An 18519-nucleotide genomic window follows, 5' to 3' on the forward strand; every position below is an offset into this window, starting at 1 on the left:
CCACCATCGCGGCGAGACAGCCGACGCAGGCGAAACCGCGACGCCCCCCTCAGTGCACCGACGGCGCCGCAGGCGCGTCAGCGAGCACCGACATCGATTCCGCCAACGAACGATCCGGGCGAATCCGCAGCGCGGCGACGATGCCGATCAGCAGCATCGCGACCGAGCCGATGAACGGCACGGTCCAGCTCCCCGTGCGATCGACGAGATAGCCGAACAGGATCGGCGACAGGATCCCCGAGATCGCGGAGCCCGCGTTCATCATCCCGCTCGCGATGCCGGCGTGGGTCGGCGCGATGTCGCTCGGCACGGCCCAGATCGGCCCGATCGTCAGTTCGAGGCACAGGAACGACCCCGACAGGCACAGCGCGACGCCGGCCGTCGAATGCACGACCGCGAGCGGTAGCAGGCACACGAGCGCGCCGACGAAGCTCGCGACGATCACGCTCTGGCGCGACAGCGCGAGGTTGCCGGTCTTCCGGTAGATGCGGTCGCACAGCCAGCCGCCGAGCGTGTCGCCCACCACGCCCGCGAAGAACACGCCGGATGCGAACAGCGCGGTCGACTTCAGGTTCAGGCCCTGGCCGTTCAGGAAGAACGTCGGCAGCCACGTGAAGAACAGCCACGCGGTCCAGCCGTAGCAGAAGTAGACGAAGATGGTCGGCGCCATCCGGCGGAACAGCGGCCCCCACGGCGTCGGGCCGGCGAGCGGCGCGGGGCGGGCGGTGCGCGTGCGGCCGTGGCCGGTTTCGTCGCCGAGCGGATGTTCGCGGAAGCCGACGATCCACCACGCGAGCCACACCAGCGTGACCGCGCCGATCACGAAGAACGCCGCGCGCCATGACAGCCAGGTCATCAGCGCGGCGACGATCGGCGGCGTGACCGCGTTGCCGAGCCGCGAAAACGAATGCGTGAAACCCTGCACGACGCCGCGCCGTTCGCGCGGGAACCAGTGGGTGATCGCGCGGGCCTGGGCGGGCAGCGTCGCGCCTTCGCCGATGCCGAGCAGCAGCCGCGCGGCGAACAGCAGCCCGAGGCTGTGCACGAGCCCGGTGGCGAAGGTCGACACGACCCAGATCAGCCCGCAGCCGATCAGCGTGATGCGGGCGCCGAACCGGTCGGCGATCCAGCCGCCGCCAATCTGGCAGATTGCATACGAATACGCGAACGCGGAGAATGCGACGCCAAGTTCGGTATTCGACAGGCCGAGTTCGGCCTTGATCGCGCCGGCTGCGGTCGCGAGGTTGACGCGGTCGACGTAGAGGATGAAAGAAAGCGCGCACAGCAGCCACAGCGTTTGGCGCCGTTGACGGGGGTCGTTAGGCATGTGTCTCACTCCATTCTCGTGCGCGGCGTGTCAATGACGCCGCGTTCACTGGCCGGGCCAGCATCGCGCGGCGGCGGAGACACTGTCTAATGAATCTTTGGGATCAATCGATAACCCCAGGTATTCATTCCCGTTTCAGCGGCATCATCAGCATCGGTCGTACCCGACGCAATGGAGCACCACAGGTGAAGAATTGACCGACGACGAAGAACTTTCACTCCGCCGCGAGAGCCGCTTCTGGGACTTGCCGCCGGTGAAATGGTGGATCCGCGGGCACGGCCGCGACGGCTATTCGTTCCGTCTGCTGCTGTGGCCGCCGGTGATCGTGTTCGTGCTCGAATTCATCTGCATGCTGTTCGACGCGCTGTACACCGCCATCGGCATCAGCGCCGTCGCGACGCTGTTCCTCGGCTTCGCCGGGTACCACGGCGCGCAGCGCGAGTGGCTGGTGCCCGCCGCGACCACGCGTGCACTCGTGAAGGCGCGCATGAAGAAGGCGTCCGAACGGTTCTCGTCGCTCGGCGTGGGCGCGACCGTGCTCGCGATCTTCGTCGCGGCAACCTCGCTGTCGCTCGTGCTGTCGGGTCAGCCGGTGCTGGACACCGCCTGGAAGGACGCGGTGTCGATCTTCATCGCGCTGGTGTTCCTGCCGGTGTACGTGTCCGGCGCGGTGCGCAAGCTGGCGATCGCGCGGATCGAGGAACTGGAGGCGCTGCGCAACGCGACCCTCGGCACCCGCCTGACATTCGACCGGGCCGGTGCGGTGCGCGCGGTCGTCGTGCAGGGCGCGGCGGGGAAAGGAACCGTGTCCGTGCGGGAGTACACGGTGCTCGGGTTCAATCCGCCGCTCGAACAGGTCGGGCGCGAACCGGGCGCGTGACGGTTGAAGCGGACGTAAAGGCGACGTGAAGCCGGCGTCTCAAGCCGGAAAGCGCGCGTTGTCCGGCGCCGGCACGAGGTTGTCGGGCCACTGCACTTCGAACCGCGTGCCGCCCGCGCCGGTCGGCATGCAGACGGCTTCGCCGTGGTGCGCATGGGCGATCGCCGCGACGACGGCGAGCCCGAGGCCGCTGCCGCCGGGCTGCGACTCGTCGATGCGCCGAAACGCCTTGAACACGAGCGGCGCGAAATCGGCCGGGATGCCGGGGCCGTCGTCCTCGACGCGCAGCCGGCATATCCCATCTTCGATGCGCGTCTGGATCCGGATCGTGCCTGGCACCGCGTGGCGGCGTGCGTTTTCCAGCAGCGCGAGCAATGCCTGACGAATCCGCACCGGGTCGCAGCGCATGCGCCGCGGGTCGAGATCGAGCACCGGATGCTGGCCGGCGGCCTGCAGCGCATGGGCGAACACGTCGACCACGGCGCGCACGTCGGCGGCAAGGTCGGCGTCGCGGATCTCGATGCTCAAGTGGCCGCCATCCGCGAGGCTGACCACGCGCAGATCCTCGATCAGCCGCGTCAGCCCTTCGACCTGCGTGAGCAGGCTGCGGAACTGTGCTTCGTCGGGCTTGAACACGCCTTCGGCGAGCCCCTGCAGGCGCCCGCGCAGCACCGTGACGGGCGTGCGCAGCTCGTGCGCGATCGCGGCATTCCAGATCGCCTGTTCGTTGGTCACGCGCTTCAGCTCGTCGGCGAGCGCGTTGAAGTGGTCGGCGAGCAGCGCGGCTTCATGCAGCGAGCGGTCGCCTGCCACGGCACGCGCGTCGAGATCGCCGCGCGCGACGCGGCGAATGCTGTCCGTGACCGAATTGAGCGGCACGAGGATGCGGCGCGCGAGATTGACGGCGACCGCGACCGACAGCACGAGGCCGACCGACGTGGTCGCGATCAGCCACAGCCATTCCGGCGCGCTCGGCAGCAGGTTCTTCGTGTTGAAATGCGCGGGCCAGTAGTTGAACGCGACGTAGTAGAAGAGGGTGGCGGTGAGCACCATCAGCAGCGTCACGCCGAACACCATCCCGGCCATCGTCAGCGCGATCTGCCGGCTCAGGCCATCGAGCTTCACGTCAACTCCAGAGCTTGTAGCCGACGCCGCGCACGCTGACCGGCACGCCCTGCACGCCGAGGTCGTCCAGCTTCTTGCGCAGCTTGCTGACGTGGCTGTCCACCGTGCGTTCCAGCGCGTCGCCTTCCGGCAGGCAGGTGGCCATCAGCTCGGCGCGGCTGAACACACGCCGCGGCGCGCGCGCGAGCTGCGCGAGCAGCTTGAACTCGGTGAGCGTCAGCACGAGCGTGTGCCGTTCGCTGCCCACTTCGAGCGTGGCTTCGTGGCGTTCGAGATCGATCTCGAACGGCGCGACCCGCAGCACGCGCTGCTCTTCCTGGCGGGAGCCGGCCATCGAACGGCGCAGCACCGCCTGCGCACGCGCGACGACTTCGGCGGGATTGAACGGCTTCACCACGTAGTCGTCGGCGCCGATGCGCAGGCCGGTGAGCTTGTCGATGTCCTGGTCGAGCGCGGTCAGCATGATCACGGGCGTGTCGCCGCGATGGCGGATTTCGGCGAGCACCTTCCAGCCGTCGACGTGCGGCATCTGCACGTCGAGCAGCACGAGGTCGGGCTTGAGCTGCAGGTGCAGTTCCAGCGCGCGGCGGCCGTCGGCCGCGTGCACGGTGCGCAGGCCGCCGCGTGCGAGATAGGCGGTCAGGATCTCGGCGATCTCGGGTTCGTCTTCGGCGATGAGGACGAGCGCCTGGGCGTCCTGGCCGGCGCTGGAAGGGGGCGGGAGATCAGGCAGGGCCATTCGTGTGAGTCCATCGGGGGTTCCATCGAGTCGCCATACTACCGCATGGGAAACGCCGTCGAGCAGAGGTCGGGCGGCGGTGCGCGCCGGCGCGGGACGGCGTGTTGGCGAACGATGTGACGACGATGGCCCGGTTCGACGGGGCCGGGCCGCGCCCGCGGTCGGCCGGCACCGCGGGCGGGACGCCCGTCTGCAACGTGAAGGGGCGCGACGTGCGGCGCGGGCCGTGTCAGTGGCCGACTTCCTTCAGCAGCGCGGCGGCCGCGAGCTTGCCGATCCCGTTCGATGCGAGCGGGCTGTCGCCGGTGATCAGCTTGCGGTCCTGATGGCAGCGGCCGGTCATGTCCTTGTTGAGCACCTTCGCGCCGAGCTTGTCCAGGCTTTGCGCGACGAGCCACGGCAGCGGGCCCGGCATGTAGCCGATCTCGAGATTCGGGCCGGTGTCGAGCGCATCCGGGAACACGCACATCTCGTAGCCCTTGAACGGGTAGTCCCGCGGATCTTCGTCCACGGCAGCGGACAACAGGCTCGCGGGCCCGTGGCACAGCGTGATGATGTGGCGGTCGTTGTCGAGCGCCCAGTGCAGCGCGCGCTTCACCTCCTTGCTGTACGGAATGGCGGCGAGCACGCCATGGCCACCCGGGATGAACACGGCGATGTACGGCGATTCGGGCCCGAGGTTGGCGTCGAGCACATCGGACAGCTTCAGCGGCGCCTTGAGCTTCGGCAGGTACTTCCGGTACGTGCCCTGCACCGCCTCGTCGTCGCCCGGCATCGCCCAGAGTTCGAGTTTCGCGGGGTTCCCCGACAGTGTCGCGATGTCGATCTCGAAGCCGGCGTGGTCCATGTGATGCATCGGCAGCAGCATTTCGACCGGATGATTGCCGGTCGAGAACATCTTGCCGTTCGTCATCAGGATGTAGCGCTCGTCGGTCGCGATCATCAGCACCTTCCACTTGCCCCCCGTGTACGGATTCGGGTAATCCGCGCCGGTGAAATCGGTCTTCGACGACGTGTACTGCGACAGCGAATACGGGGACGGAAAGTACGCGTTGTTTTCGGCCGGATCGGGCGTGGGCGTTCTGTCCATCTGCGGCTGTTCGGAAGTCATGGCTGCTCCTTTCTCGGGGGATGGATTGAGGATTCGGCATGCAAAACGGCACACAACGCGTGCATTGCACATGCACGGTTGCGAATCGGCGGCGTGGGCCTCCGTTCATGCCCGGGGCGAGGGGATGCGCGTCCCGAACAACGGGTTGCGCGCCGTCATGAATCGTACCTCGGCACCCGGTGCGCCACGCCCCCCCGATCAGGTGGGTCGTGGCACCGCACCGCGCACCGTGCGCCCCTCGTCGTGGATACGCCCGGCACGTGACGCGCGGATGTCCGCCGGGCCGGCGCGCCAGCGCCGACTCCCCCTGACAGGGGGGGGCGCCCAAGCCGGCGCGTCGGGTATCGTGGCCCCACTCGCGAAGACCGGCCCCGGCGGATGCACGGGCCGTGCCGCCCGCGGGCGCGCAGCTTTGCCCGGCCGGCATCGTGTCTGACCGGTCGCTTATGGAGCCCTTCATGAATCCGTCACAGCCGCATTTGCACGATGCGCCGGCCCCGTCCGCGCATGCGTATCCGCTGCTGATCAAGCAGCTGCTTCACACGCCGCTCGCGACGCGGCCCGAGCAGGAGATCGTGTACGGCGACCAGGTCCGGCACGACTACTGGACGTTCCGGCATCGCATCGGGCAACTCGCGAGCGGGCTGACGTCGCTCGGCGTCGGCGCGGGCGATACGGTCGCCGTGATGGACTGGGACAGCCACCGCTACCTGGAGTGTTATTACGCGATCCCGATGATGGGCGCGGTGCTGATGACCGCGAACGTCAGGCTGTCGCCCGATCAGCTCCTCCACACGCTGAACCATTGCGGCGCGCGGGTCGTGCTGGTGCATCGCGATTTCCTGCCGTTGCTGGACGGCATCCGTGACCGGCTCGTGGCCGCGCAGCGCTTCGTGCTGATCGCGGACGGCGCCGAGACCGGGCTGCCCGACGGTTTCGCCGACGAATACGAACGGCTCGTCGCGGCCAGTTCGCCCGATTTCATGTTCGGCGATTTCGACGAGAACACCCGCGCGACGACGTTCTATACGACCGGCACGACCGGGCTGCCGAAAGGCGTCGCGTTCAGCCACCGCCAGCTCGTGCTGCACACGCTGGCGGGGATGGCCGCGCTGTCGAGCGCGCGCGAGCGCGGGCGCCTGCATCGCGACGATGTCTACATGCCGATCACGCCGATGTTCCACGTGCACGCGTGGGGGCTGCCCTACATCGCGACCGCGCTCGGGCTCAAGCAGGTCTATCCGGGGCGCTACTCGCCCGACGGGCTGCTGGCGCTGATCGCGCGCGAATCGGTGACGTTCTCGCACTGCGTGCCGACGCTGCTCGGCATGATCCTCGACTGCCCCGCATCGGCATCGGTCGATCTCTCGTCGTGGAAGGTGGTGGTCGGCGGCTCGCCGTTGCCGGAAGGGCTCGCGCGGGCAGCGCTCGCGCGCGGCATCGACGTGTACACCGGTTACGGGATGTCGGAAACCTGCCCGCTGATGACGATCGCCCAGGTCGATGCGTCGCCGACGGCGAACGGCACGGCCGACGACGCGCTCGCGCGCCGGACCAGGGCGGGGCTGCCGCTGCCGCTCGTCGACCTGCGCATCGTCGATGCGCAGTTTCGCGACGTGCCGCATGACGGCCGTGCGGCCGGCGAGGTCGTCGTTCGCATGCCGTGGGCGACGGCCGGCTATCTCGGCGACGCGCCGGCAACGGCGTCGTTGTGGGCCGGCGGCTATCTCCATACGAACGACATCGGCGTGATCGATCCGGACGGCCGGCTGCAGATCACCGACCGGATCAAGGACGTGATCAAGACGGGCGGCGAATGGGTGTCGTCGCTGGAGCTCGAGGACATCCTGTCGCGCCATCCCGCCGTGCGCGAATCGGCCGTGATCGGCGTGAGGGACGCGCGCTGGGGCGAGCGGCCGCTCGCGCTCGTCGTGCTGGCCGACGACCAGGTGGGGCGCGTCAGTCCGGCCGAGTTGCAGGCGCACGTGAAGCAGGTCGCCGATCGCGGGCTGATTTCGCGGTACGCGGTGCCGGAGCGGCTGCTGATCGTCGACGCGATCGAGAAGACGAGCGTCGGGAAGATCAACAAGCGGGCGCTGCGGGATCGCTACCAGCCCGCGTGACGGCGCGGCCGGCCAAGCGCCGGCTCATCCGAGCGTCGTCTTGCCGAGATCCTCGAAGAGCCGGACGTTGTCCCAGTAGGCAGCCAGCCGCGTGATGCGGCCGTCGGCGTCGAACTCGAACACGAACGCGTGCCGCAGCGTGAACGACCGGCCGCGATTCCGGATACCGAGGAAGTCCCGCGCCTGCGTGCCGCGGATCGTGACCTCGGCGGTGGCGTGGCGGCCGGCACCATCCGCATGAATGGCGTCGATCCGGTTCGACAGGTCCGGGAACGCATCGAGCAGCGTGCCCCAGGTCATCCTGCCGTGCGTGGCGACCGGAGCCGCCGCGCCGGCCGGCACGTAGTCGAGCACGGCGGCGGGGGAAAAGAGCGCGAGCATGCCTTCGACGTCATGCTGGCGATACCGGTCGAAAAAGGCGGCGACGACGTCGCGACGGTTCATGCGGACTCCTCGTGGAACGGCTGGGCGACGGTCCCGACGCGCGGCGCGAGCCGGCTGTGCAGGACACCTTCCGGTCAGGATGGAGTGACTTTCCCGGCGCGGTAGCCCCCCGAATGGGGGGCTGAACAGCACCGGCCCGATCGAGAACAATGCGAGTCCTTCCGTTCGACCGGCGCACGCCGCGGTACGGATATCACCTACTTTTGACGGCCGTCGCCGTGTCGCTATGCTGTTCCGGCGCGGGGCGGCGCCGCGCCGCGCACCGGGCCGCACGGCGGTCCGGCCTTCCAGGCGGACGCACGCGCGCAGCGCAAGGAGAACAGGAACAGCATGACGTCCAGCGACAGCAGACAAGCAGCAGGGCCTGCGGACGCCGACGGGATCGAAGTGCTGGTGCGCACCAAGCTCGCACCGGCATCGGCCCGTGGAATCGTGTCGCGCATCGCGCGGTTCGGCCGGCTCGCGCGCGGCCTCGATCGGCGGCTGACGCTCGTGTGCGCGCCGGCCGGGTACGGCAAGACGACCGTGCTGGCGGAGTGGCGCCATGCACTCGTCGCGACGAACGTGAAGGTCGCCTGGGTGAGCCTCGACCAGGACGACGACAACGCGTCGATCTTCTCGTCGTACGTGGTGGCGGCGATCGTCGACGCGACGGGCGGGGTCGGCGGCCGCGCGCAGCGGCTGCTGCGCGACCGCGCGCTGATTCCGCTGAAGATCGTGTTCGACGAACTGCTCAACGAGCTGGAGGGGGCGGGCGTCGAGCTGGTCCTGATGCTCGACGACTACGACCGCCTTGCGTCGCCCGTCATCCACGACGCGATGTTCGAGCTGCTGCGCTATGCGCCATCGACCCTGCACGTGGTGCTGTCGTGCCGCTCGGCGCCCGCGTTGCCGCTCAGCTATTTCGAATCGCGCGACGAGCTCGTCCGGGTCGACGAGGACGACCTGCGCTTCGACGAAGCGGAGACGCGCGCGTTCTTCGAGCGCGTCGCCGGCAAGCCGCTCAGTGCGGAAAACGTCGGGCGGCTGCGCGCGGCCACCGAAGGCTGGGTGTCTGGCCTGCAACTCGCGGCGCTCGCGTTGCGCGACGACACCGATGCGGCGCGCGTCGCCGAGCAGGTCAGCCATGCGCGCGCCGGCATTGCCGCGTACCTGAACGAGAACGTGATGACGCAGGTGCCGGATGCGATCCGTCACTTCCTGCTCTGCACGGCCGTGCTGGACCGCATGACGCCCGCGCTGTGCGATGCGCTGACGGGCCGCGACGATGCCGTCGCGTGCCTGGAGTGGCTGAGCACGCACAACCTGTTCATCCGGTCGGTCGACGGCGGCCGCCGGAGCTACCGCTATCACGCGCTGTTCCTGCAATACCTGCGCGAGGAGCTGGCGTTGCGCCGGCCGGACGAGGTCGGCGCGCTGCATCGCCGCGCGAGCGCGTGGTACGCGGCCGAGCGGCAATGGCCTGATGCGGTCAGGCATGCGCTCGCCGCCGGCGATTTCGACGCGGCCGCCGGCTGGGTCGAGGCGTGCGCGATGAAGCTGATCGCCGCGAGCGACGTCCGCACCGTGCTCGACTGGGTGTCCCGCCTGCCGGAGCAGGCGCTGGCGGGCCGCCTGCGGCTGCGGATCGCCCACGTGTGGGCATTGGCGTTGTCGATGCAGATGGTCGACGCGCGCCGCGCGCTGGAGGCGATCGAAGCCGATATCGACGAACGGCGGCTCGGCACGGACGCGATCACCGCGACCGAACTGCTCGGCGTCCGCTCGCTCATCGCGGGGCTGTCGGACCGGAGCGTCGAGTCGCTCGCGCTCGGCGAGCGCGTGCTGGCGGCCGGCCCGCCGGCCGGCTCGTGGGTCGAGCAGATCGGGCAGACGACGCTGATCTTCGGGCTCGGCTACGCGGGCCGTCTCGACGACGTGCTCGACCTGCGCGCGCGCGCGGAACGCGCGGCGTCGGGCCAGGAGCCGCTGTTCGCGCATGTCTACCGGCAGAACATGTCCGGCCTCGCCGAATTCGTCGCGGGCCGCCTGCACGATGCGTCGAAGACCTTCGAGACCGCGCTGCGCGGCGCGGAACACTCGGCGGGGCGGCTGTCGGCGGCAACGGCGCTGTCGGCCGGCTACCTGTCCGCGATCTACTACGAATGGAACGACTGGCCGAAGGTGCGCGACGCGCAGCGCGACCGGTTCGACATCGCGATGCAGGCGTGCTCGCTCGGGCCGCTGCTGCGGTTCATGCAGACGGCCGCGGTGCTGCAGTTCCGGTCCGGCAACGAGGCCCGTGCGCACGAGATCCTCGACGAGGTCGACCACATCGCCTGCAGCCGGCAATGGCTGCGGTTGCGCGTCGCCTGCATGGCGACCGGCGTTCGGCTGCACGTGAGCGCGGGGAAGCTGACCCAGGCCCATCGTGTCGGGCGGGCGCTGGCGGCGCTGGTGCCGGCTGCCGCGCCGGAAGCCGCGTCGAGCTACGTCGAGACGTGGCAGATGGCGCAGTGCACGCGGGCGCGGCTGCTGCTTGCCGATGCCCGCGCGGAAGAAGCTGCGCAGATCATGGCCACGGTGCACGACGTGCTGGCCGCGCGCGGCTTCGACTGGTTCGCCGCGCAGGCCGCCGTGCTGCGTGCGGTCGCGCTCGAACAGGCCGGGCAGGAAGACGACGCCCTGGCCGTGCTCGCCCCGGCGCTCGAATACGGGCAAGGCAACGGGCTCGTGCGCACGTTCGTCGACGAAGGCGCCGTGGCCGAGCGTCTGACGGCGCGCGTGCTGAAGCGGGCCGACCGGTTTCCGGCGGTCGGCACGTGGTATCTGCGCGAACTCGCGCGGGCGTTCGAGGCGGACCGCGCGTCGAATGCCGCGCCGGCCGCGCGGCCCGGCACGGCCGGCAACCTGAGCGCGCGCGAGGTCGAGATCCTCGATTACGTCGCGCGCGGCCTGTCGAACAAGGAGATCGCCCGCGCGCTGCGCGTTGCGCCGGAGACGATCAAGTGGCACCTGAAGAACATCTTCGAGAAGCTCAACGTCACGTCGCGCATCCAGGCCGTGCGCAGCGGGCTGGCGCTCGATGCGTCGTCCCGCACGCGCGTCGGCGACGAATAGGCGGTGGCGGGCGGTGCGGTGGCGTTGCCACGGTGCGACGGGCTCAGCGATGCGCGTCGAACGCGGACACGATCTCGTCGATCGTCGCGCGGATGCGCGCGGTGTGGCGCAGGTCGCGATGCGTGACGAGCCAGACCTCGTACGGCGCGTCCCGCGTCTGCGCGGGCCAGATGCGGGCGAGGCCGTCGCGTTCGCCCATATGCACCGGCACTTCGCCGATGCCGAGGCCCGCGCGCAGCGCGGCGCGCATCATCAGGCTCGAATTCATCCGCCCGACGATGCGTCCTGCGTCGATCGGCTCGCCGGCGATCGCCGGCTTCCGGCTCGCGTCGACATACGGCTGGTAGACGACCAGGTCGTGCCCCGCGAACGCGCTGCCGCGCACGGGTTCGCCATGCCGTTGCAGATAGTCGTGCGAAGCGAACAGGCCCATGTCCCAGCAGGCGAGGCGGCGCGCGACGAGATCGGGGTTGTCGGGCCGCACGGTGCGCACCGCGATGTCGGCTTCCCGTTTCGCCAGGTTCAGGATTTGCGTCGCCGTGTTCAGCGACACGCATACGTCGGGGTGCTTCGCGTGCAGCCGCGCGATCGACGGCATCACGAATTCGAGCGCGAGCGCATCGGTCGTCGTGATCTTGACCTCGCCGGCGAGCCGCCGGTCGACGCCCTGCGTCACGCGGACGAGCTCGTGCGCATGCTGCTCCATCGCCTCGGCGGCGCGCAGCGCCAGCTCGCCGACCGGCGTGGTCAGGTAGCCCTTCGACGAGCGCAGGAACAGCGTGGCGCCGAGCATGTGCTCGAGCTGCGCGAGCCGGCGCCCGACCGTCGCCTGGTCGACCCCGAGCGTTTGCGCCGCGCGGCGCAACGTGCGTTCGCGATGAATCGCGAGGAACACGCGTGCGTCGTCCCAGTTCATCGCTTGTGCTGACTGATGCATTTTTGCATTCCTCGTTCGGCAATTCACTGCGTGCCCGCGCGCGGCACCGTCCCTAGACTGTCTTCACACCCATTGCGATGCCGCGATTCGAGGATGATCCGCGAATCGGCCGCGCATCGACGAACGTTGAGGATCATATCGTGACTGATGACGTGAAACCCCTGCCCGCCAACATGACGGCGATCGAAATCGTGCGTCCCGGCGGCCCCGACGTGCTCGTGTCGACCATGCGTCCCGTGCCGTCGCCGGGCCACGACGAAGTGCTGATCCGCATTCATGCGGCCGGCGTGAACGGCCCCGACGTGTTCCAGCGCAAGGGGCTGTACGATCCGCCGCCCGGCGCGTCCGACATTCCCGGTCTCGAGGTTGCCGGCGAAGTCGTCGCGGTCGGCCGCGACGTCACGCGCTTCGCGCTCGGCGACGAAGTCTGCGCGCTGATTCCGGGCGGCGGCTACGCGGAATACGCGGTGGCAAACGAAAGCAATACGCTCGCGATTCCCGACGGCCTCGACATGACGGAAGCGGCGGCGATGCCCGAAACCTTCATGACGGTCTGGCTGAACCTGTTCCAGCGCGGCGGCTTCGCGGCCGGCGACAGCGTGCTGATTCACGGCGGCGCGTCGGGCATCGGCACGACCGCGACGATGCTGGCGAAGGCGTTCGGCGCGTCGACCCTCATCACGACGGTGGGCTCGGACGCGCAGCGCGACGCGAGCCTGCGGCTCGGCGCGGATCTCGCGATCGAATACCGCAACGAGGATTTCGTCGACGCGGTCAAGCGCTTCACCGACGGCAAGGGCGTCGACGTGATCGTCGACATCATCGCCGGCGACTACGTCGCGCGCAATTTCGCGGCGGCCGCGATGAACGGCCGCATCGTCCAGATCGGCGTGATCAACGGGCCCGCGAAGGAGCTCGACCTGTTCCCGATGCTCACCAAGCGCCTCACGCACATCGGCTCGACGCTGCGCTCGCGCACCTACGCGGAGAAGGCGCAGCTCATCCGCGAGCTGGAGGAAGCCGTGTGGCCGCTGATCCGGCAGGGCAAGGTGAAGCCGCAGGTCTACCAGACCTTCGACCTTCGCGACGCGAGTGCGGCGCACGCGCTGATGGATTCCGGCCGCCACATCGGCAAGATCGTGCTGCGCACGCCGGCTTCCGTCGCAGACGGCAAGCATTCCACATGATCGGCCCGCGCTTCAGCCCCCCGGACGGGGGGCTGAAGGCTGCGCGGCGAATGGCGACAATCGGTACCACTGAACATGACGGCGCGCGACGCGATCGATGGCCCAGCGGCACGTCGACGCTTCGCGGGCCGCGGTTCGAAACCGAGGCCGCGGTGCGCGGCCGGGCGCGGGACGGCCCGGTCGTGCGCGCGTGGCGGATGGCGCGCCGGCCGCGATGGACGATGAATCGAAATGGACATGCTTGAAAACATGCGGACGTTCGTGCGTGTCGTGCAGGCCGGCAGCTTCACCGCCGTCGCGAGGCAGGGCGACATGGCCACCGCGCAGGTGTCGCGGGCCGTCGCCAGCCTGGAGGACTACGCGCAGATCCGGCTGCTGAACCGGACGACCCGCAAGATCGCGCTGACCGACAGCGGGCGGCGCTATTTCGAGCGCCTGCTGGCGATCCTCGGCGATGTCGACCAGGCCAACGCCGAAGCGCGCAATGCGCTGGTCCGTCCGTACGGGCGGCTGCGCGTGCATACGATGCCGGGGCTCGGGCAGAGCCACGTGACCGCGTCGGCTGTCGCGTATCAGGCGATCTTTCCCGAGGTGTCCGTCGAAATGACGTACTCGCAGCGGCTGCCGAATCTCGTCGAAGAGGGGTACGACGTGTCGGTCGTCACCGCGTCGAGCCTGCCCGATTCCGGCTACATCGCGCACTCGTGCGGGCGGAGCTACAGCGTGCTGGTCGCGTCGCCCGCCTATCTCGCGCGGCATGGCACGCCGCACAACCCGGCGGAACTGGCGGACCATACGTGCCTGCGCCTCGATACGCCTGCCGACGCGAATGGCGAATGGCAGTTGCACGGCGGCGACGGCTGCGTTGCGACGCATGCCGTGCTCGCCGCGCCGTTCCACGCGAATGCGCCGGAAGCTTTGTCGATCGCGCTGCGTGCGGGGCTGGGCATCGGCTCGCTCGCGATCTATTCGGTCATCGACGATCTGCGCAGCGGACGGCTCGTCCGCGTGCTGCCCGATTACCGGCTGACGATGCTCGACGTCTACGCGATGTTCGCGTCCCGCCGCTTCGTGGACGCGAAGATCCGCACCTTTCTCGACCACCTGCGCGCGACGCTGTCGCCCGCGCTGGCGGCCGACGAACACGCACTCGAATCGATCGCCGCGCCGCGCGGCCGTGCGCTAAGCCGTGCGATGTCCGGTGCGGCGGCCTGACCGCCTTCCCCCGCCGTTTCCCCCCGCAGTTATCCATCGTTCCTTGAGGAGATTTTTCGATGAAGATTCGTCTTGCCGTCATTGCAGGTTGTGTTGCGCTGTCGCCGATCCTGGGCCATGCGCAGTCGGGCGCACCCAATGCGGACGTGTCCGGCCCGCAACGGGTCGCCACGTCGGCGGCCGCGTCCGCCGTTGCGTCGCCGTCACCCGCGGCGGCGGCACGGTCGGCGAAGAAGGCCGATCGCGCGGCCGATCGCGCGTTCGCGAAGAAGGTCCGCCAGGCGATCGCGAAGGCGCCCGGCATCGGCGACGCGCATGTCACCGTGTTTGCGAAGGCGAAGACGGGCGACGTGACGTTGGCCGGCCAGATCACGGACCCGTCGCAGGATCAGGTCGCGGTGGAGGCGGCCCGCCAGGTGCCGGGTGTCACGTCCGTGAAAAGCCGGTTGCAGTTGCGTCTGGAAGGCGCGCAGTAACGGGCACGTGCCCCCCGGGCGGCGACGTCCGGGGTATTCGCGCGTCATGCCCGTGAATCGACTGCCGGCCCTCCCGGTGCGGGTATGCGCACGTTCCGGCCGGGCCGGCAGCGATTGTTTCAAACGGGCCTCTGCCCGGCCGGCTGGCGCGTGGCTGCGTCAGATCTGGCCCATCAGCACCAGTATCACGACGATGACGACGACCAGCCCGACGGTGCCCGAGGGCCAGTAGCCCCAACTGCGGCTGTGGGGCCATGCAGGAAATGCACCGATGAGTAGGAGAATCAGAATGATGATAAGGATCGTACCGAGCATCGCACCCCTCCTGGAACGGATTGGACATCGCGGTTCTTCCGCCTAGGAGAGGGGAGCAATGCGCGTGCCGCGACGGCGCGCGCCGAACAGCGGCAAGGTCCGAAGCAGGGCGGATTCACAAAATGAATACCCCCGGATTCAGAAAATAAAGTTTAAAAATGCGTCCCCGCCCCCTATGCTGAATCCTTCTGATCTGGCGGGCATGCGATGGCTGAACTATTTCTGGTACGGCATGGGCAGGCGTCCTTCGGCACGGACGACTACGACCGGTTGTCCGCGGCGGGCGAGCAGCAGGGCGTCTGGCTCGGCGAATACTTCGCGCGGCAAGCGCTCACATTCGACCGCGTGATCTGCGGCACGCTGAACCGCCACGCGCAGACGGTCGACGCGATCCTGCGCGGGATGGGCCGCGAAGGCGCGCCGGTCGACCGCCACCCGGGCCTGAACGAATACGACTTCCATGGCCTGTTCGCGGCCGCCGCGCACGACTACCCCGACATCGCCCGCCTCGCGGCCGGCTCGATGAAGGAGCATTTCCGCGCGCTCCGGCAGGTGCTGCAGCTCTGGTCGGAAGACAAGCTCGGCGAGTCGGCCCCCGAGACCTGGGCGCACTTCCAGCAGCGCGTGGCCGAGGCCCGCGCGGCGATCCGCCACGGCGGCGGCCAGCGCGTGCTGGCGGTGAGCTCCGGCGGCCCGATCGCGGTCACCGTGCAGCAGGTGCTGGCCGCGCCGCCGTCGAGCGCGATCGCGCTGAACCTGCAGATCCGCAACAGCAGCCTTTCGCAGTTTTTCTTCAACGCCGATGCGTTCCACCTCGCGTCGTTCAACGGCATCCCGCATCTGGAGGATCCCGAACGACACGCGCTGCGAACCTACGGCTGACCCACGAACGATCGCGACGATGACGAACCCTACCCAGCAACTCGACGTAGCCCGCCTCACGCGCTATCTGGAAGCGCACGTGCCGGGCTTCGAAGGCCCGGTCGACACGGAGAAGTTTGCCGGCGGCCAGTCGAATCCGACTTTCCTGCTGCACGCGAAGAGCGGCCGCTACGTGCTGCGCCGCCAGCCGCCGGGCGAACTGCTGAAGTCCGCCCATGCAGTCGACCGCGAATTCCGCGTATTGAGCGCGCTGTCGGGCACCGCGGTGCCGGTCGCGCATCCGTATCACCTCTGCGAAGACCGCGACGTGATCGGCAGCCTGTTCTACGTGATGAGCTACGAGGACGGCCGGATCTTCTGGGATCCCGCATTGCCGGAGCTGCCGAAGGCCGATCGCGCGGCCTGCTACGACGCGTTGCTGCAGACGATGGCCGCGTTGCACGACGTCGATGTCGAGGCAGTGGGCCTTGCCGACTACGGCCGCCCCGGCAATTACTTCGAGCGCCAGATCGGCGTGTGGACGAAGCAGTACCGCGCGGCGGAAACCGAGCGCCTCGACGCGATGGAAACGCTGATCGACTGGCTGCCGAAAGCGTGCCCGGAGGACACGGGCCGGCCGACGCTGGTGCATGGCGACTTCCGGATCGACAACCTGATGTTCGCGCGCGACAGCTATCGCGTGCAGGCCGTGCTCGACTGGGAACTGTCGACGCTCGGCAACCCGCTCGCCGATCTCGCGTATCTCTGCATGTGCCTGCGATTGCCGTCCGGCGGGCAGGTGCGCGGCCTCGCGGGCCAGGATCGCGCCGAACTCGGCGTGCCGGACGAAGCGGCGATCGTCGCGCGCTATTGCGAACTGCGCGGCATCGAGCCGATCCGCGACTGGCACTTCTATCTCGCGTTCAGTTTCTTCCGGCTCGCGTCGATCGCGCAGGGCGTGAAGGCGCGCGCGCTGCAGGGCAATGCGTCGAGCGAGCAGGCACTGCGCGTCGGCGCGATGGCCGGGCGGCTCGCCGAGCTGGCCGTCGGCGTGATCGACGCGCATCGCTGAAATTGCCGGTTTCACCGGGCAGCGGCAGGACACCACATCAATGGAGGAGCACAGCAACATGGCAACGAATCTGTTCGACCTGACGGGCAAGATCGCGCTGGTGACGGGCGCGAGCCGCGGCATCGGCGAGGAAATCGCGAAACTGCTCGCGGAGCAGGGCGCGCACGTGATCGTGTCGAGCCGCAAGCTCGCCGACTGCCAGACCGTGGCCGACGAGATCGTCGCGGCAGGCGGCCGCGCCGAGGCGCTGGCCTGCCACGTCGGGCGGCTCGAGGACATCGCCGCGACGTTCGAGCACATCCGCGGCAAGCACGGCCGTCTCGACATCCTCGTGAACAACGCGGCCGCGAACCCGTATTTCGGGCACATCCTCGATACCGACCTCGCCGCGTACGAGAAGACGGTCGACGTGAACATTCGCGGCTACTTCTTCATGTCGGTCGAGGCCGGCAAGCTGATGAAGACGCACGGCGGCGGTGCGATCGTCAACACGGCGTCGGTGAACGCGCTGCAGCCGGGCGACCGGCAGGGCATCTACTCGATCACGAAGGCCGCGGTCGTCAACATGACGAAGGCGTTCGCGAAGGAATGCGGGCCGCTCGGCATCCGCGTGAACGCGTTGCTGCCGGGTCTCACGAAGACGAAGTTCGCGGGCGCGCTGTTCGCCGACAAGGACATCTACGAGACCTGGATGGGGAAGATCCCGCTGCGCCGCCATGCGGAGCCGCGCGAAATGGCCGGCACGGTGCTGTATCTCGTGTCGGACGCGGCGAGCTACACCAACGGCGAATGCATCGTCGTCGACGGCGGCCTGACGATCTGAGCGCGCGATGAAGATCGACAGCTATGCCGGGCAAGCCGTAATGATCACCGGCGCCGCGAGCGGCTTCGGCGCGTTGCTCGCGAGCGAGCTGGCCGCGATGGGCGCGCGCGTCGCGCTCGGCGACCTGAACGTCGACGCGCTCGAACGCGTGGCCGCGCCGCTGCGCGCGGCCGGCGCCGACGTGATCGCGCAACGCTGTGACGTGCGCGTCGAGGCGGAGGTGGCCGCGCTGGTGCAGGCGGCAGCCGAGCGGTTCGGCCGGCTCGACGTCGGCATCAACAACGCGGGCATCGCACCGCCGATGAAGGCGCTGATCGATACCGACGAAGCCGATCTCGACCTGAGCTTCGCGGTGAACGCGAAGGGCGTGTTCTTCGGGATGAAGCACCAGATCCGCCAGATGCTCGCGCAGCGCGCAGGCGTGATCCTGAACGTCGCGTCGATGGCCGGGCTCGGCGGCGCGCCGAAGCTGGCGGCCTACGCGGCATCCAAGCATGCGGTGGTCGGGCTCACGAAGACGGCGGCGATCGAATACGCGCGCCACGGCATTCGCGTGAATGCGGTATGCCCGTTCTACAGCACGACGCCGATGGTCACCGACAGCGATATCGGCGACCGCCAGGATTTTCTCGCGCAGGGCTCGCCGATGAAGCGGCTCGGCCGGCCCGAGGAAATCGTCGCGACGATGCTGACGCTGTGCGCGAAGGAAAACACTTATCTGACCGGGCAGGCCGTCGCCGTCGACGGCGGTGTCTCGGCCTTCTGACCGAACCGGACGAACGGAA

The 18519-nt window shown here is 69.0% G+C and carries 17 protein-coding genes; 10 read left to right on the forward strand and 7 right to left on the reverse strand.

The features are described 5' to 3' along the window. Positions 1–49 precede the first annotated feature (49 nt). Positions 50–1327, reverse strand: coding sequence for an MFS transporter (locus CFB39_RS18125; protein ID WP_089473868.1), 1278 nt, complete (start codon positions 1325–1327; stop codon positions 50–52). 193 nt (positions 1328–1520) lie between these two features. On the opposite strand from CFB39_RS18125, the gene CFB39_RS18130 reads away from it, so the two are divergent. Continuing rightward, positions 1521–2207 carry a hypothetical protein gene (locus CFB39_RS18130; protein ID WP_089473869.1) on the forward strand — a complete coding sequence of 229 codons (687 nt, stop codon included), beginning with the start codon at positions 1521–1523 and terminating at the stop codon, positions 2205–2207. A gap of 39 nt (positions 2208–2246) precedes the next feature. Here the strand turns inward: CFB39_RS18130 and CFB39_RS18135 are convergent, their stop codons facing one another. From CFB39_RS18135 to hchA, 3 genes are all read right to left on the reverse strand, one after another. Further along, positions 2247–3332: an ATP-binding protein gene (locus CFB39_RS18135; RefSeq protein ID WP_089473870.1), complete on the reverse strand. Its 1086-nt coding sequence runs from the start codon at positions 3330–3332 to the stop codon at positions 2247–2249. A gap of 1 nt (position 3333) precedes the next feature. Further along, on the reverse strand, positions 3334–4071 hold the full coding sequence (locus CFB39_RS18140) for a response regulator (RefSeq protein ID WP_089446841.1): 738 nt from the start codon (positions 4069–4071) through the stop codon (positions 3334–3336). 229 nt (positions 4072–4300) lie between these two features. Beyond that, positions 4301–5182, reverse strand: coding sequence for a glyoxalase III HchA (gene hchA / locus CFB39_RS18145; RefSeq protein ID WP_089473871.1), 882 nt, complete (start codon positions 5180–5182; stop codon positions 4301–4303). 446 nt (positions 5183–5628) lie between these two features. Here hchA and CFB39_RS18150 point away from each other — a divergent pair, with 446 nt between their 5' ends. Continuing rightward, complete coding sequence (locus CFB39_RS18150) at positions 5629–7305, forward strand: fatty acid--CoA ligase (RefSeq protein WP_089473872.1); 1677 nt, start codon at positions 5629–5631, stop codon at positions 7303–7305. A 24-nt stretch (positions 7306–7329) separates the two neighbouring features. Here the strand turns inward: CFB39_RS18150 and CFB39_RS18155 are convergent, their stop codons facing one another. Further along, positions 7330–7749, reverse strand: coding sequence for a nuclear transport factor 2 family protein (locus CFB39_RS18155; RefSeq protein ID WP_089473873.1), 420 nt, complete (start codon positions 7747–7749; stop codon positions 7330–7332). Between the two features lie 330 nt (positions 7750–8079). Between CFB39_RS18155 and CFB39_RS18160 the strand changes: the two genes are divergently transcribed. Beyond that, complete coding sequence (locus CFB39_RS18160; protein ID WP_089473874.1) at positions 8080–10848, forward strand: LuxR C-terminal-related transcriptional regulator; 2769 nt, start codon at positions 8080–8082, stop codon at positions 10846–10848. Positions 10849–10891: 43 nt separating this feature from the next. Here the strand turns inward: CFB39_RS18160 and CFB39_RS18165 are convergent, their stop codons facing one another. Beyond that, complete coding sequence (locus tag CFB39_RS18165) at positions 10892–11785, reverse strand: LysR family transcriptional regulator (protein ID WP_256991416.1); 894 nt, start codon at positions 11783–11785, stop codon at positions 10892–10894. A 173-nt stretch (positions 11786–11958) separates the two neighbouring features. On the opposite strand from CFB39_RS18165, the gene CFB39_RS18170 reads away from it, so the two are divergent. From CFB39_RS18170 to CFB39_RS18180, 3 genes are all read left to right on the forward strand, one after another. Then, a complete protein-coding gene (locus CFB39_RS18170; RefSeq protein WP_089475585.1) occupies positions 11959–12972 on the forward strand; it encodes an NAD(P)H-quinone oxidoreductase in 1014 nt (337 codons plus the stop codon). Positions 12973–13203: 231 nt separating this feature from the next. After that, the gene (locus CFB39_RS18175) at positions 13204–14187 is read left to right on the forward strand and encodes a LysR family transcriptional regulator (RefSeq protein WP_089473876.1); all 984 of its coding nucleotides are present in this window, start codon (positions 13204–13206) and stop codon (positions 14185–14187) included. A 59-nt stretch (positions 14188–14246) separates the two neighbouring features. After that, positions 14247–14663, forward strand: a complete 417-nt coding sequence (locus CFB39_RS18180; protein ID WP_089473877.1) for a BON domain-containing protein — start codon at positions 14247–14249, stop codon at positions 14661–14663. A 159-nt stretch (positions 14664–14822) separates the two neighbouring features. Here CFB39_RS18180 and CFB39_RS18185 read toward each other — a convergent pair whose 3' ends face one another. Beyond that, entirely contained in the window at positions 14823–14978 is a 156-nt protein-coding gene (locus tag CFB39_RS18185) for a DUF3309 family protein (protein WP_089473878.1), read from the reverse strand. 207 nt (positions 14979–15185) lie between these two features. On the opposite strand from CFB39_RS18185, the gene CFB39_RS18190 reads away from it, so the two are divergent. From CFB39_RS18190 to CFB39_RS18205, 4 genes are read left to right on the forward strand one after another with little or no spacing between them, the layout of a single operon-like run. Then, positions 15186–15860, forward strand: coding sequence for a histidine phosphatase family protein (locus CFB39_RS18190; protein ID WP_089473879.1), 675 nt, complete (start codon positions 15186–15188; stop codon positions 15858–15860). Between the two features lie 19 nt (positions 15861–15879). Then, positions 15880–16911, forward strand: a complete 1032-nt coding sequence (locus tag CFB39_RS18195; RefSeq protein ID WP_089473880.1) for a phosphotransferase — start codon at positions 15880–15882, stop codon at positions 16909–16911. 58 nt (positions 16912–16969) lie between these two features. After that, positions 16970–17734 carry an SDR family oxidoreductase gene (locus CFB39_RS18200; RefSeq protein ID WP_089475586.1) on the forward strand — a complete coding sequence of 255 codons (765 nt, stop codon included), beginning with the start codon at positions 16970–16972 and terminating at the stop codon, positions 17732–17734. Positions 17735–17741: 7 nt separating this feature from the next. Then, the gene (locus CFB39_RS18205; protein WP_089473881.1) at positions 17742–18500 is read left to right on the forward strand and encodes an SDR family NAD(P)-dependent oxidoreductase; all 759 of its coding nucleotides are present in this window, start codon (positions 17742–17744) and stop codon (positions 18498–18500) included. Positions 18501–18519: the final 19 nt, after the last annotated feature.

This window comes from Burkholderia sp. AU6039 (assembly GCF_002223365.1).
GTDB lineage: Bacteria > Pseudomonadota > Gammaproteobacteria > Burkholderiales > Burkholderiaceae > Burkholderia.

Bases quoted from the DNA above. Each gene is read 5' to 3' on its own strand.
- CFB39_RS18125 (WP_089473868.1), bottom strand. From the start codon at position 1,327: ATGCCTAACGACCCCCGTCAACGGCGCCAAACGCTGTGGCTGCTGTGC.
- CFB39_RS18140 (WP_089446841.1), bottom strand. From the start codon at position 4,071: ATGGCCCTGCCTGATCTCCCGCCCCCTTCCAGCGCCGGCCAGGACGCC.
- hchA (WP_089473871.1), bottom strand. From the start codon at position 5,182: ATGACTTCCGAACAGCCGCAGATGGACAGAACGCCCACGCCCGATCCG.
- CFB39_RS18150 (WP_089473872.1), top strand. From the start codon at position 5,629: ATGGAGCCCTTCATGAATCCGTCACAGCCGCATTTGCACGATGCGCCG.
- CFB39_RS18155 (WP_089473873.1), bottom strand. From the start codon at position 7,749: ATGAACCGTCGCGACGTCGTCGCCGCCTTTTTCGACCGGTATCGCCAG.
- CFB39_RS18160 (WP_089473874.1), top strand. From the start codon at position 8,080: ATGACGTCCAGCGACAGCAGACAAGCAGCAGGGCCTGCGGACGCCGAC.
- CFB39_RS18165 (WP_256991416.1), bottom strand. From the start codon at position 11,785: ATGCATCAGTCAGCACAAGCGATGAACTGGGACGACGCACGCGTGTTC.
- CFB39_RS18170 (WP_089475585.1), top strand. From the start codon at position 11,959: ATGACGGCGATCGAAATCGTGCGTCCCGGCGGCCCCGACGTGCTCGTG.
- CFB39_RS18175 (WP_089473876.1), top strand. From the start codon at position 13,204: ATGGACATGCTTGAAAACATGCGGACGTTCGTGCGTGTCGTGCAGGCC.
- CFB39_RS18180 (WP_089473877.1), top strand. From the start codon at position 14,247: ATGAAGATTCGTCTTGCCGTCATTGCAGGTTGTGTTGCGCTGTCGCCG.
- CFB39_RS18185 (WP_089473878.1), bottom strand. From the start codon at position 14,978: ATGCTCGGTACGATCCTTATCATCATTCTGATTCTCCTACTCATCGGT.
- CFB39_RS18190 (WP_089473879.1), top strand. From the start codon at position 15,186: ATGGCTGAACTATTTCTGGTACGGCATGGGCAGGCGTCCTTCGGCACG.
- CFB39_RS18195 (WP_089473880.1), top strand. From the start codon at position 15,880: ATGACGAACCCTACCCAGCAACTCGACGTAGCCCGCCTCACGCGCTAT.
- CFB39_RS18200 (WP_089475586.1), top strand. From the start codon at position 16,970: ATGGCAACGAATCTGTTCGACCTGACGGGCAAGATCGCGCTGGTGACG.
- CFB39_RS18205 (WP_089473881.1), top strand. From the start codon at position 17,742: ATGAAGATCGACAGCTATGCCGGGCAAGCCGTAATGATCACCGGCGCC.